Source organism: Caballeronia choica, from assembly GCF_001544535.1.
GTDB lineage: Bacteria > Pseudomonadota > Gammaproteobacteria > Burkholderiales > Burkholderiaceae > Caballeronia > Caballeronia choica.
In genome coordinates this window covers 1-12,548 of the sequence record NZ_FCON02000186.1, presented here as the reverse complement: position 1 = coordinate 12,548, position 12,548 = coordinate 1, and the positions used below count along the sequence as shown (strand labels likewise).

The window sequence follows — 12,548 nt, the reverse complement described above, 5'->3', positions numbered from 1 at the left end:
TTTTGCCTTCAACCTACACCTCTGACTCTTCAAATTAAGAAAATTCAGAGGCGACAACTACTATGACACCGGGGGATGATTGCGCCGCGGCCTTCGCGCTGCGCCGCCTCATACGCAGCAATCGTGCGGCGCGCACTTGCAATTTCGTCCCGGTCGGGGCTGAATACACGCTCGATGGGCTCGACTTGCCGCGGATGAATCGCCCATTTGCTGGTGAAGCCGAGCTTCTTGCCTATCTCGGCAGCGCGTACCAGTCCTTCGGTATCCGCCACATTGGGATGCACATGATCGATGGGCTGCACGCCAGCCGCGACCGCGGCCGTAACGATGCGCGAACGCACGGGCAACAGCGTGTCTGCGTCGAACGCCATGCCCGTTTGAGCGATGAAATCGCCTACGCCAAAAATCAGTGCCTGGCAGCGTTGCGACGCGCGTGCGATCGACAGCGCGTTTTCCACGCCACTCGCGCTTTCGATCAGCGCAAGCAATGTCAATCCACGGCGGCCATCGCGCAGTTCGATCTGTCGCAGCAACTGGTCGTACACGTACAGATCCTCGGGGCCCTGCACCTTCGGCACGACCACTGCGTCGATCGGCAACCCTTCCAGTGCAAGCAGATCGTCGAGACACCATGGTGTCTCCAGACCGTTGATCCGCACGCACAGTTCACGTCTGCTGGGTGTGACATCGGCCAGCGCACGACGCAGCACCTCGCGCGCCTCATGCTTGAATGTTGACGCGACGGCGTCTTCGAGATCGATGACGAGCGAATCGCAGTCGACCATCAGCGCTTTCTTAAGCAACTGTTCGCTGCTCGCCGGCGTGACGAGCTGGCTACGGCGGCAAAACCCTGTCATTGCTCGCTCCTGCGAAATTGCCGGATCAGCGTCGACGCATCCGTTTCGTCTTCGAGAGATGCCACGCGCTGCGCGATTTGGGCGGCGTGCCCTTCGCCAAACACCGGCACTGCGAGGTCATCGAACTTGCGTCTGAGCGACGCGCCATCGCATGGCCGCGACGGTTCACCAAGCGGCTCGTTGATGCGGACCACCTGCCCCGCGAACGACAGCCCCGCTCCCATGATGGGCAACTGTCCGTCGATCACGACATAGATGGCCGCGGCCAACGCTGCGACGTCCGCTGCGCCGATGCGCTCGTAGCTCTGCCAGTTGCAATGTCCGTCCAGCAGCGCCACCGCAACCTGAAAGTAGGCACTGAACTGCGCATCGACGATGTTGCGCGGGTCAATCTTGTTCGGCGTTGCCTCGCCGACGATTTGCGCGGCTTTGGGCGACAGCCGCACCTCGAGCCGTGTCCCCTCGCGTAGGGCAGCCTCGATACGCTTGCGGGCGTCGGTACCGAGCAGCTCATGCAACTGCAACGCAGCTTCGATTGCACCGTGATTGAATCGACAGGACGGAAAGGGCTTGATTGCCGTCTCACCCGAAGGCCACCACTGACCGAGACGATCCGTGAGTGCCGACGGCGTTGCCTCGTTCGTGTACCCCGCGAGTAGACCGTATCGTCCTTCAATCGGCGCAGCGGTGCCAACCACGCCAGCCTGCGCAAATGCGAGCGCAAGGAACGCGTCGTGCGCGGCAAAGCCCGGATGCAGGCGCTTGTTCCATGACCCATTCGCGAGATACTGCATGGAGCCCGCCGCTTTGCTGCCGGCGATGCCTAACGCGCTGGCAAGCGTGCCAGAGTCGACGCCACGCAAGCGACCCACGGCCGCCACAGCGCCGAAGATACCAGCGACCGGCGTGATGTGAAAGCCGCGGTCGTAGGCCGTACTTCCCAGGGCCGCACCGACACGCGTCGCGACTTCGTAGCCGACTGCCAGTGCGGCAAGCCATTGCTTACCGGTGGTGTGAGTGCGCTCCGCCTCAACCAGCGCGGCCGCGATCACGGGCGCACCTGGATGCAGACAACCCCATACGTTGGTATCGTCGAAATCGAGGGTATGAGCAAACGCGCCGTTGAGCAAGGCAGCCTGCAGGTACGAATATCCCTGCGTGTCACCGATCACGGTTGCGTCGTCGTTCGCGCCCTGCAACGCGGTGGCGCCCGCGCGGAACGCGGCGCTGCTTTCCGCATTGACGGCCGCGTACGCGGCATTGCCGACGAAATCGAGCAGACAGTCCTTCAGCCGGCTGCATACGGCCGATGGCACGCTTCCCAATCCAGTCGTTGCGGCAAAGCGTGCCAACGCGAGTGTCGCGTCGTTCGCGGATGAATCAAACATGAGACTTCTCCTTCGCCGACCCAGCGCATTGCACGACACCGGCCGACTCGAGTGTTTCGATCGTCGCGGCGTCGATGCCGAGTTCTGCCAGCACCCGGGCCGTATGCTCGCCGAGTGCGGGCGGGCCCAGCCTGTTGACCGATTCGAGCTCCGACGACTGCGGCGGGAAATCGAACACCTTGACCTTGCCCACCGCGCTGTCCACTTCCTTGATCAGGTCCCGGGCCTTGATGGCAGGATGTTCCAGCGCTTCGCCGAGGTCGTTCATGGCGCCGGCGGGAATACCAAAAGCGTGGAAGCGCTCCAGCCAGTACGTGCGCTCGCGAGAGCCAATGGCCTGACAGATTCGCTCGTCAAGCGCGTTCCGGTTGGCAAGGCGCAATGCGTTGGTAGCAAATCGCTCATCGTCGACCATGTCCGGGCATTCGATCGCCTGACAGAACTTGCGCCACATTTCCACATGCCCCCCGCCGGCGGCCACGATCACCATACGCCCGTCTCCGCAGGGATACGGTCCGTACGGCGCCATCGTGTGATGATGCAGACCAACGCGCTTTGGCAGCGTATTGCCGTACCAGACCATGTACGGGAAATAGCCGGTCCACGTAAGCACCGAGTCGAGCAGCGACACCTGAATGTCCTGCCCTCGCCCCGTTCGCTCGCGATGAAACAGCGCTTCGAGCATGCCGATCGTCGCGTACATCGAACCGGCAATGTCGCAGAGCGACACGGAAATTTTCGACGGCGCTTCGGGCGTGCCATTGGTCATGATGAGGCCCGCTTCGCCCTGCACGATCAGATCGAGCGCCGCGCGGTCGCGATACGGTCCCTCCTGTCCGAAGCCCGAGATGTGGCAATAAATGACATCCGGTTTGATCGCCTTGACCTTTTCGTAATTCAGACCCCATGCATCGACCGTGCCCGGGACGAAGTTCTCGATAAGCACGTCGGCGCGCTCGATCAACTGGTGGAGAATGTCGCGCCCACCCTCACTCTTCAGGTCCAGCGCCACGCTTTCCTTGCCCGGGTTGACCCATGCATGGCCGGAACACATGCCGTGAACAATGTCGTCCCAGAAACGAATGAGATCGCCCGTTCCGGGACGTTCGATTTTGATAACGCGTGCGCCCATCTGACTGAGGAGGCGCGTCGCAAACGGTCCCGACACGCCCTGCGTCAGATCCACGACAGTAATCCCGGACAATGCAGTGTTCATGATTGCTCTCCCATGTCGTGACCTGGCATCACGGCTTCGTCCTTGTTAGCCCACGCAGAGCGTTTCTTGACGCGTACCGTACGCTCGCCTTCGGCGACGGTTTTGCCATCCTGGTTGGTCGCGCTGAAGCGATAGCGCAACAGGCCGCTGTCGGGCCGGTCGTCGGTGAGGTCCAGCACCTCGCTTTTAGCGTGGAGCGTATCGCCCGCGAAAACCGGACTAGGTAAGCGCAAGGCCGTCAGGCCGACATCCAGAAACGCGTTTTCGCTCATGTCCTGGCTCGTCAGGCCGATGACGAGACCCAGCGTGCACGGGCCTGCGACGATGCGCTCGGAGAACCGTCCATCGAGCGCCTGGCGGCTATAGACCAGATTAAAATGGGCTTCGGCGGTATTCATCGACAGATGCGTGAGCGCATAGTTGTCGTAGTTCGTGACCGTGCGCCCCCTGGTGTGCTCGTATATTTCGCCCACGCTAAAGTCATCGAAGTAGGTACCCTGGCTCATGCTCACCTCTCTCCCAATAGTCGTCGCGCAATGACCTCGCGCTGGATTTCACTCGTGCCTTCGCCGATGGTGCAGAGACCGGAATCTCGCCAGTAACGATTTACAGGGGTCTCGACGGCAAAACCCATCCCCCCATGTATCTGTACGGCGTCGTGGCTGACCTTGTGCGCCATTTCCGATGCGAAGAGCTTGACCATGCCGGCCTCTAGATCGACGCGGCAACCCGCGTCCATCTTCCGTGCGACCATGTATCCGAGCTGGCGAGCCGCCTCGATCCGCGTTGCCATGTCGGCCAGCTTGTGGCGTATCGCCTGGAACTGGCTGATGGGCTGGCCGAATTGCACGCGGTTGCGACTATGTTCGAGCGCTGCTTCGTATGCCGCCCGAGCGAGGCCGATGCAGCGAAACGCAAACTGCATCCGCGCGAGCTCGTAGATAGCCATCAATTGTTTGAAAGCGATCCCTTCAGTGCCGCCCAGCAGGTTCTCCTCAGGGACCTCGTGGTCATCGAAGAAGAGCGTGTAGCTGTGCATGCCGTGATACCCGATTGTCTCGATCCGGCTTCCGGTCAGCGTCGGCGGCACGAACTGCTCACCGCGGGTCTTCTCGACGAGCAGCAAGCTGATGCCGCCGTGCTTGCCGGCGTCTTTCCCCGTGCGGCAAAAGAGCGAGATCAGGTCCGCGCGGTTGGCGTGCGTGCACCATTGCTTCGTGCCGTTGACTACATAGCGTCCGTCGCGCAAGGTGGCCGTCGTCCTGATGTTCGCTGCATCCGAGCCCGCCTCCGGCTCGGTGCCGGAGTGCGCCGCCTGCAGTTCGCCAGATGCGATTCCAGGCAACCACTTTTTCTTTTGCTCGGGCGTACCAAACCTTTCGAGCAGCACGCCAAGTCCCCAGTTGCGCGCTGGAAGTGCTCCTGCGCTGAACCAGGCTCGGCTAAGTTCCTCCGTGACGAGCGCCACAGCGCGTGCGCCCAATCCCAGCCCGCCATACTCGGGCGATGCGAGCACGCGGAAGAAACCCATCTCCTGCATCTTCGCCAGCAGACTGTCCGGGATTTCCTCGCCGGCCAGGTGAAGCCTGTGCGCCACGGGTGCGATTTCAGCTTCTGCAAAGTCGCGCGTTGCCTGCTGCAGCTCGCGAAGCTCGTCAGTGAATTCAGTAATGCTATCTATTTTCATCTCTGCTATTCCTGATAAACGGTCCGACCTGACCGGTTAGCTAACCACGTGTTGCGGGGCCAAACGCATCCGCGAGAGATTGCGTCGCCGAAATTCGATCACCGTCTCGCCGCGCTGATTGAGCGCCGTGGTATGCCACTCCACGACGCCCCAGCCGGGACGAGACTCGGTCGCGCGCCGGCTCGCCACCAACGAGTGTGCGCAGATCGTGTCGCCCGGATACACGGGCTTTTTGAAGACGACATCCTCGACTCCGAGGAACGGCCCCCCCGCTTCCGACAGATCCTCGACGGACAGTCCAACTGCCGTCGCGAACACAAACATCGGATGCACGGGGATGCCGTCATATCCGGCGGACGTCGCATGCGGCGCGCTGAAATAGATCGGGTTGTACTGCATCGTCATTGCGCTGTACGCGGAGGCATCGGCATCACTGAACGTGCGGGCCCAGTGGTGGCGAAACCGTCTCCCGGGTTCGAAGTCTTCATACATCAGGCCATGCGGAATGCGTTTCGTATTCATGCTCGCTTCTCTGGAGTAGTGGTGCAAAGTTCGAGTAACTCATCGATTCGGGGCATGTCGTCGAGATTCCGGACAGCCTCGATCACGCGTTGCGCCCGCTCCCGGCCGAGCGCGCGCGAAGCGTTCGCCATGAACTTTTCTTCAACTGCCATGCGCGTAAGCGGGCGCTCAGGCGTACCGAGGCTCGTTGCTTCGCGATGCTCGAGGACCCGCCCATCCTTGAGGACGATGCGGATCTCGCCGGGGAAATGTTTCGGGTAGTCGCTCCTGGGGTCGTCGACGCAATGCGTACGTGCCGCAACGGCCAGTACTCGGGCGTCGTCGAGGGGTTTATCGTAGTAGGCGGCGAGATCGACGCGTCCCTTGACGAGCGCCAGCGCCACGGTGTACGGCACGCTGAACAATGCCTCATAGACGGCGGACGGACGGATCTTGTGCTCCCGTGGCTCGGCGACCAGATGATGGAGGCCGCGGCTCAACAGGCAGTCGATACGCTCGATGTCCGCGATTGCCACGTCGTGGCGCAGTGCCAGGGCTGCGTCGACGAACGCGTGAATAAAGTGGCAACAGGGATACGGCTTGAGCGCGATATCGGACGCATGCCAGACTTCGCCAAGTCTGTGAGCGGGCAGACGCTCAACTTCGGGGACGTGTCCAAGGTGTGCGGCATAGAAGCCATGTGGCCCCTCGAAAACCGTGTCCGGTCCGAGAAATCCGGCACGACCGAGTGAGTCCGCGATGAGGCCCGCGTGCGCGGCCCAGCCTGGATGCAGCCGCTTGAGCCAACTGCGGCCGATCTCCAGAATGCCGCTGGCTTGACTACCGGCGAGACCAAACGCCGAGACCAGTTCGCCAGGTTCGCTGCGCCGCAAACGCGCCGAGGCCGCTGCGGCGGCAAATACGCCGCATTGCGCTGTCGGGTGCAAGCCGCGCGCGTGGAACTCGCCCGGCGCCGCGCCGGCGAGACGGCAGCCGATCTCCATTGCGATCAGATAGGCATCGAGTACGTCGGTCCCGGATGCGTGCACCGCCTGTCCAGTCGCGAGGGCGGCTGCGAGCGCCGAGGCGCTCGCGTGATAAATCGCCCCGATGTGCGTGTCGTCGTAGTCGAGTCCATGCGCGAGCGTACCGTTGACCAGCGCGGCGGAAGCCGCTGGCAATAGCGCGCCCGAGCCGATCGCGAGAGCATCGCCGCCGGAACCCAGTTCACGCGCACCGGCAAGCACGGCATCGCCGAATCCGAACGTAGATGACGCGAGCGCCACCCCCAGCGTGTCGAGGAAATGATCGCGCGCACCTTCGCGGACCGTGTCCGGAATACGTGAAGCCTCGAAGTGCAACGCGAACGCCGCGAGTGCTTGCGACTGCGTACGCCCGTCAGCGGGCGGTGTGTAATGCATGATGTCTCGTCTCCTGAACCCGCCCGCTCTCAACGGGCAAGCTGTTTTGCGTACGGCGCGCGAGTTGCGCTAACCGGTACTGGCATTCTAGGAACGGACGATTGACAGAAAAAGGCTTTTTATTCTATAAATTGATCGATGAATCCTATCAATATCGGACCGCGCGACATCGAGGCCATTCTCGCGGTGGCCAGGCACGGATCCTTTCGCGCCGCAGCCGCCGCGCTGGGTATTGCACAGCCGTCGGTCTCGGCTCGCGTACGGCACGCCGAAGACTTGCTCGGTGTAAAGCTCTTTCATCGCACAACGCGCCGGGTCACGATCACCAGTCATGGCGAGCGGTTCGTCGCCCGCGCGGAGCAGGCAATGGCCGAACTGCGCATCCTTGCGCAGGAATTCAGGGACGAGTCCCGTCTCAAGCGAGGGCGCGTTGTGCTAGGTGCGACGCCGACCATCGCCGGCGCGCTCCTCCCTTCCATCATTCAACGGTTCCGGGCACGCTGGCCGGGTATTGAAGTCGTGCTGCACGACGATCTGCTCGGTCGCGCGCTGGATCGCGTACATCTCGGGGAAATCGATTTCGCCGTGACGCCGTCTTCCGATTCGGATGATCGGTTCGATTGCGAGCCGTTGAGTGATGAGGAGTTCGTGCTGGTGGCTCCAAAGGACCATCCGCTCGTGCAGACAGGTACGGTCACGCTTGCTCAGGCGTCGAAGTACCCCCTGCTCACGCTGCCGCGCGAAACCGCAACTCGCGAAATGCTTGCCAACGCCTATGCGGCGCAAGCATTGCCATTTCATCCTTCGTTCGAGACACACAACGCGATCTCAGTGCTGGCTCTCGTCAAGGCAGGATTCGGCATTACGTTCATGCCTGTGGGCATGCTCTCGATGTTCGACATGACCGCACTCGGGACCGCGCACGTCGCCCCCGGCGGCATTTATCGCACGGTTTCAATCACTCGGTCCAAGGGCCGTGCCATACAGCCGGCAGGCGAGGCGCTGATTGAAGCGCTGCGAGAAGGATTTCAGGGCGGGAAGAAGCGAAACCACTGATATGTATGGACCGTGTGAAGTGCCAAAGGCGTCTCCGAAGCTTGGCGGGTCACGGGCATCGTCGGCGCGGTTGCGTTTCTCGACTAGGACGCGGCGCGCTGGGATTACCCGTGAAACGGTTGAGCCGTGCGCGATCGCTAGCTGCACCAGCGTGTCGAGCATTCGGGCGAGATGTGGCTTCATCGCGCGGGGGGCGCAGCGTGTCGATCCTCATCGGGGTCGTAGTATAAGTACGCGCATCTACCGCCGGCAGGATTCGCCGCACGTTGGCGCGCAGCGCGGTGTATACATGGAGGTGAAGCTTCGCTCGCGGGTAACGCGATCGGTCATCGAAGACGCATGCTCCTCTCTCGGGCAGCATCGGTGGCCGCGGCCACAAGCCTGCGAGCGCGGCATGGGCGGCCGCCATAAACGGCGGCGACCAAATGCCGCACAGCACCTCGAAGGCGATGCGCGCGGCGAGCCGCACGTCCTCCGATTGCTCACCCCATGCATCTCCAAACATCCCGCGTTGCACGAACGCCCCCGCCGCGGGACGCCACCGCGTCGAGCACCGACAGGAAGTGACGGTTCTGAACCAGCGCCGCCCCGTACCCTTGGTCCAACGCCGTGAGCCCCGCGGGCCCGAGGCGGTCGGGCCGGGTTGGTAAGTGCGCGACAGGTAAGGCGTGCGTCGCAAACCACGCGGCCTTTGCCTGCCGTCGCTCGGTCACCAGCGCGTCAAGCCGCAGCGTCACGCGCGAGACTTTTGCATCCGAAAACTCCTCTCCACCCTGTTCGCCCTGTGCCATCGGCCTTTCCCGCCTGAAGTAACTGCAGTTTCGCGAGTTTTGCCGCGGAAACCGCATCCCGATTATCGGCCGTACTAGGCTTACGGAACTTAATGCTTTGCCTACTAATAATAATTGGTATTCCCCCCTTCTCCCTTTGATCTCGCCGGAATCTGCTCATTTGCATCGGCTTGCCACGATCTGAGCAACAGATCATCCAACCTCATTGCTGACTTCGCTGGGGGAGCCTTGGGCCACACGGTAGCGCGTGAACCGTACGTCGGTTTGACCTCCTGGCGGTGAGGTTCATTGATTCACCGCTCGCAGCAGCGGCACGTCGGCCAGTGGGTCGATCGATTGCACACGCTGCTGTTGAATGTGCGCCAGGCTGAAGTCGGCGCTGAACCACCCATTCGGCGGCCGACCAACGTTCATAGGGATGAGACAACGTCAACCTGAGCGTCTGGCCGAGTCTGCTGGAGAAGCAGTGGCGTGAAGCGCTCGGCGCTTCGTTGCCGGCAGTGTACGGCACGTGACAACCCGAGCGCGAAGTTCGGCATTTCGGGGCGCGCAGCTCCTCGTCGACCTGTCGCACCTGCTCGGCGGTCCATCAACAGGGAGCCGGGATTTCTGCTGACGGCAAGCTCAACGATCCACCCGCCGTCACCCTGGGGAGGCACTAGCGAAAAGACCTTTCCATTCAGCCGCTTGATCTCGTTCATTGTGGGCTATCCACAAGTCTTTCAACAGAAACGGTGGATAACTGCGCTCGGCGCGGTGCATTGATGAGCACTCACACCGGCGTGGCAGCCAAGCACGAATTGCGCTCCCATCAGCGTCAGACCAACATAGTCTTTGTCAAGGGGTCCGCGTTCGGCCATATAGCCGCGGACGGGGTCAATGCTTTGAAGCAGCCTTGCAGTGAGCGCCTATAGACGTGGGCACGGTCGCCGGCCCAACGCAGTCTCGTCGATGATGCGCGACAACGCGCGCGACGGAACCCAGTGGCCTCCTTGCGCGACGAATCGAGCAGTCGCATTGACGACAGTCTGGCTGCGGTCAAAGCGAGACCCGGCAATGACCGGTGCAATGAGCGACTCCACGAGAGCACTTTGCTGTTCTTCAAAACGACCTGGATCGAGGCGACCGTCGGCATCAAACGTGAGGATGGGAAACGTGCTTCGAACGACGCGCACAGGCTCTCGGTCCATCAACTCGACAACCACATCGGCCGTGCGTACTCGTTGACCTGCTAAAACGGGCAGACAGTGCTTTGCCGGATCTCGCAGCATTCGCTCGAACTTGGTGGTCGACAATCCCCAGAGGGTGTCGTCTCGATCGAGGAGAAACCTTCGGCAAGCAAGCCCCATGGTGGTAATCCTTGTATCAGCTGTGGTCCTCACGACGCTCGGTGCAATCCACGACGTGTCTGCCGAGCGAGACCTTAAGCAAGCCAATTTTGAACGTCATGCTCCCCTCTTTCGAACGGCTCGCCGAGTCACGTATGCTCCGCCACCGACCCACACCAGCTTATCAATTTTCTATGCTTCTGACTTCCGACCATGACTGGACGACGGCAGCTTTCGAGGTGCAACGGGCATTCATCCAGCGAATCGACCGGCAAGTGCTCGGCCATTGCTGCCATTGGTTCAACGAAATGACAGCGGCAGCTGAGGACCCTATTGCCGTCATTCAGTGGCCGATTGAATTTGTCGATCGTGAATGGCCGCCGTCGGGGAAATCGAATGTTCGTTGACGACCCTGAGCTGCCTTCCGATCGCACGACCGCGACGACCGCTTCCAAGCTATACCGGTCAACCGCGGTGCAATTGCTGACCAGACTGTTTCAGAATTCGTCCTCCCTGTGATCGCTAAATTGCAGGTTGCATGGGGTGTATGTGGTCGGAGATTCAAATCCTCTCGCCCCGACCAAAGAAATCAAGGCCTTACAAGCAATGCTTGTGAGGCCTTTTTCTATTGCGCGCCACAGTTACCGTCTCGTTACCGGAAAAGCGCAACCGCGAAGAATTCCTTGTGCGGGCAACGACTTGATTTTCGCGACGTCCGTCTTTCTCGCCATGTGTACGCGCTTAACAGACTCTGCACCGCGCTATCATTAGCGTTTAGCGGTTACGACTGCGTTTGCGAATTGCAGTGAAGAGGCGCCATGGCCAAGTTGAGAACACAGACTGCGCCCGGGGAGGGCGAGCGACGCGCGCAACGTGGATACGTGCGGCAATACGAGTCAGCGGCGGCAGCGATCTACGCTGCGCTTGAGCGTGACGAGTTGCTGTGGGTCGGATTGGCCGATCGTAACGTCGGCGTCGCGGACGACGTCGTGCTCGGTCTAAAAGGCAGGGTCGTCGCCCACCAGTTCAAGACCTCAAGGTTTGCGGAAGCCTTCCGGCTCGAAACGTTGCTGATCGGCGCAGACGGGTTGCTGCAACCGCTCGTGCTTGCATGGCAGGCGCTTCGCACAGCGTTCCCAGATGATCGCGTCGAGCTGCGGTTCGTCACAAACAACTATCCTTCCAGCGCCGACGTGCTCGATGGGGCAGACGGACACAGCGCGACCTTTCTGCACGAGTTCGAGCTCTATCCGAACCGGACTTTGGCTGACTGGCGAGCGTCCAGGTGGCAGCCGTTTGTCGATCGACTTGCCCGACGCTCTGGCGTCGACGATGCGGCTTTTGAACAGTTCCTGCAAGCGTTGCGCATCTTGTGGGGACCGACGGCCGATTTTGCCCAAGCCCACCGGCTGTCGCCGGATGGCAGGCGCCTGGCGGAGCAGATCGCGGGTCTGTTACCACGGCTCGTCGCAGATGTTCGCGACCGCGACCGCTGGACCCGCGCGCAAGTGCTCGAGGAACTGAGCTGGACCGACAGCTTCGCACTGCGCCGTTCGCACCAGTTTCCGGTGGGCGCGTATGTTCAGCGCAATGCGGTGACGGAAACGGCGCTGCGCCGCGCGATCAACGAAGCCGATCGCGGCTATGTCGCGCTCGTTGGTTCGCCGGGCGTAGGCAAGTCCACGCTGCTGCAATCCTCCCTCGCAGCCGAACCCGCACTCGTCATTGTGCGCTATCTCGCGTTTGTGCCCGGAGAAGGCCAGGGCATCGGTCGCGGCGAAGCCGAAGCGTTCCTCGACGACGTGAATGCCCAGTTGAAGCGCAGCGGCCTTGCTGGTCTGCGGTTCCGGGACACGGCGCTACAAGAACGGCGCGACCAGTTCGGCACATTGATGCAGCGCGCGGGCGAGCGGTTCCAGTGCGAGGGTGTCCGAACACTGATCATCGTCGACGGGCTCGATCACATCCCGCGCGAGGAGGTACCGCAACGGTCGCTTCTCGCCGAGCTCCCATTGCCACACGCGGTGCCGGCCGGGGTGCTGTTTGTGCTTGGAACGCAACGCCTCGAGCTTGACGACCTGAAACCGGCAATTCAGGAGCAGGCTTCGCTCCCGGCACGAAGGATTGTGGTCGCGCCGCTGTCGCGTGAAGCGGTCTACCGCGTGACCGATGCGTACGGTCTTGATCCCGATGTCTCGCGGGAACGGATCTTTGAACTTGGCCATGTGTTAGCGGCGGTGTAGAAGCGCTTAAAGATGGCGGCGCAAGGTTGAGTGAAACGATCAACAATAAAGGGGCACCGC

The 12,548-nt window shown here is 61.7% G+C and carries 12 protein-coding genes and 2 pseudogenes; 5 read left to right on the top strand and 9 right to left on the bottom strand.

Annotated features, from left to right (window positions below; all coding sequences use genetic code 11):
* Window positions 1-44: 44 nt before the first annotated feature.
* Genes AWB68_RS38595 through AWB68_RS38565 form a run of 7 tightly spaced genes read right to left on the bottom strand, consistent with a single transcriptional unit; the run spans window position 45 to window position 7,070 of the window.
* Window positions 45-857: an HpcH/HpaI aldolase/citrate lyase family protein gene (locus tag AWB68_RS38595; RefSeq protein WP_087649470.1), complete on the bottom strand. Its 813-nt coding sequence runs from the start codon at window positions 855-857 to the stop codon at window positions 45-47.
* Window positions 854-2,245, bottom strand: a complete 1,392-nt coding sequence (locus tag AWB68_RS38590) for an MmgE/PrpD family protein (RefSeq protein WP_087649469.1) — start codon at window positions 2,243-2,245, stop codon at window positions 854-856. Before AWB68_RS38590 ends, AWB68_RS38595 begins: the two co-directional genes overlap by 4 nt.
* On the bottom strand, window positions 2,238-3,461 hold the full coding sequence (locus tag AWB68_RS38585) for a CaiB/BaiF CoA transferase family protein (protein ID WP_087649468.1): 1,224 nt from the start codon (window positions 3,459-3,461) through the stop codon (window positions 2,238-2,240). The genes AWB68_RS38590 and AWB68_RS38585 overlap by 8 nt, the downstream gene beginning before the upstream one ends.
* On the bottom strand, window positions 3,458-3,967 hold the full coding sequence (locus tag AWB68_RS38580) for a MaoC family dehydratase (protein WP_087649467.1): 510 nt from the start codon (window positions 3,965-3,967) through the stop codon (window positions 3,458-3,460). The genes AWB68_RS38585 and AWB68_RS38580 overlap by 4 nt, the downstream gene beginning before the upstream one ends.
* Before the next feature lie 2 nt (window positions 3,968-3,969).
* Entirely contained in the window at window positions 3,970-5,148 is a 1,179-nt protein-coding gene (locus tag AWB68_RS38575) for an acyl-CoA dehydrogenase family protein (RefSeq protein ID WP_087649466.1), read from the bottom strand.
* A gap of 36 nt (window positions 5,149-5,184) precedes the next feature.
* The gene (locus tag AWB68_RS38570; protein WP_087649465.1) at window positions 5,185-5,670 is read right to left on the bottom strand and encodes a MaoC family dehydratase; all 486 of its coding nucleotides are present in this window, start codon (window positions 5,668-5,670) and stop codon (window positions 5,185-5,187) included.
* Window positions 5,667-7,070 (bottom strand): MmgE/PrpD family protein, encoded by a 1,404-nt coding sequence (locus AWB68_RS38565; protein WP_087649464.1) that lies wholly within the window; start codon window positions 7,068-7,070, stop codon window positions 5,667-5,669. The genes AWB68_RS38570 and AWB68_RS38565 overlap by 4 nt, the downstream gene beginning before the upstream one ends.
* A 138-nt stretch (window positions 7,071-7,208) precedes the next feature.
* Here AWB68_RS38565 and AWB68_RS51700 point away from each other — a divergent pair.
* A pseudogene (locus tag AWB68_RS51700) lies at window positions 7,209-7,397 on the top strand (helix-turn-helix domain-containing protein); the annotation flags it as partial.
* Window positions 7,398-7,436: 39 nt separating this feature from the next.
* The gene (locus AWB68_RS38560; RefSeq protein ID WP_235028739.1) at window positions 7,437-8,126 is read left to right on the top strand and encodes a LysR substrate-binding domain-containing protein; all 690 of its coding nucleotides are present in this window, start codon (window positions 7,437-7,439) and stop codon (window positions 8,124-8,126) included.
* A gap of 482 nt (window positions 8,127-8,608) precedes the next feature.
* Here the strand turns inward: AWB68_RS38560 and AWB68_RS38555 are convergent, their stop codons facing one another.
* Window positions 8,609-8,917 (bottom strand): hypothetical protein, encoded by a 309-nt coding sequence (locus AWB68_RS38555; RefSeq protein WP_087649462.1) that lies wholly within the window; start codon window positions 8,915-8,917, stop codon window positions 8,609-8,611.
* Between the two features lie 425 nt (window positions 8,918-9,342).
* Here AWB68_RS38555 and AWB68_RS50105 point away from each other — a divergent pair.
* Window positions 9,343-9,533 (top strand): annotated as a pseudogene (locus AWB68_RS50105) (hypothetical protein); the annotation flags it as partial.
* Window positions 9,534-9,825: 292 nt separating this feature from the next.
* Here the strand turns inward: AWB68_RS50105 and AWB68_RS38545 are convergent.
* Window positions 9,826-10,212 (bottom strand): hypothetical protein, encoded by a 387-nt coding sequence (locus AWB68_RS38545; RefSeq protein ID WP_235028738.1) that lies wholly within the window; start codon window positions 10,210-10,212, stop codon window positions 9,826-9,828.
* Between the two features lie 95 nt (window positions 10,213-10,307).
* Between AWB68_RS38545 and AWB68_RS47410 the strand changes: the two genes are divergently transcribed.
* Window positions 10,308-10,652 carry a hypothetical protein gene (locus AWB68_RS47410; RefSeq protein ID WP_125483187.1) on the top strand — a complete coding sequence of 115 codons (345 nt, stop codon included), beginning with the start codon at window positions 10,308-10,310 and terminating at the stop codon, window positions 10,650-10,652.
* A 411-nt stretch (window positions 10,653-11,063) separates the two neighbouring features.
* On the top strand, window positions 11,064-12,488 hold the full coding sequence (locus AWB68_RS38540; RefSeq protein ID WP_087649461.1) for an AAA family ATPase: 1,425 nt from the start codon (window positions 11,064-11,066) through the stop codon (window positions 12,486-12,488).
* The last annotated feature ends 60 nt before the right edge of the window (window positions 12,489-12,548 follow it).

What these genes read in the sequence shown, in the direction of transcription:
- AWB68_RS38595 (WP_087649470.1), bottom strand. Translation starts at nt 857, where the DNA reads ATGACAGGGTTTTGCCGCCGTAGCCAGCTCGTCACGCCGGCGAGCAGC.
- AWB68_RS38590 (WP_087649469.1), bottom strand. Translation starts at nt 2,245, where the DNA reads ATGTTTGATTCATCCGCGAACGACGCGACACTCGCGTTGGCACGCTTT.
- AWB68_RS38585 (WP_087649468.1), bottom strand. Translation starts at nt 3,461, where the DNA reads ATGAACACTGCATTGTCCGGGATTACTGTCGTGGATCTGACGCAGGGC.
- AWB68_RS38580 (WP_087649467.1), bottom strand. Translation starts at nt 3,967, where the DNA reads ATGAGCCAGGGTACCTACTTCGATGACTTTAGCGTGGGCGAAATATAC.
- AWB68_RS38575 (WP_087649466.1), bottom strand. Translation starts at nt 5,148, where the DNA reads ATGAAAATAGATAGCATTACTGAATTCACTGACGAGCTTCGCGAGCTG.
- AWB68_RS38570 (WP_087649465.1), bottom strand. Translation starts at nt 5,670, where the DNA reads ATGAATACGAAACGCATTCCGCATGGCCTGATGTATGAAGACTTCGAA.
- AWB68_RS38565 (WP_087649464.1), bottom strand. Translation starts at nt 7,070, where the DNA reads ATGCATTACACACCGCCCGCTGACGGGCGTACGCAGTCGCAAGCACTC.
- AWB68_RS38560 (WP_235028739.1), top strand. Translation starts at nt 7,437, where the DNA reads ATGGCCGAACTGCGCATCCTTGCGCAGGAATTCAGGGACGAGTCCCGT.
- AWB68_RS38555 (WP_087649462.1), bottom strand. Translation starts at nt 8,917, where the DNA reads ATGGCACAGGGCGAACAGGGTGGAGAGGAGTTTTCGGATGCAAAAGTC.
- AWB68_RS38540 (WP_087649461.1), top strand. Translation starts at nt 11,064, where the DNA reads ATGGCCAAGTTGAGAACACAGACTGCGCCCGGGGAGGGCGAGCGACGC.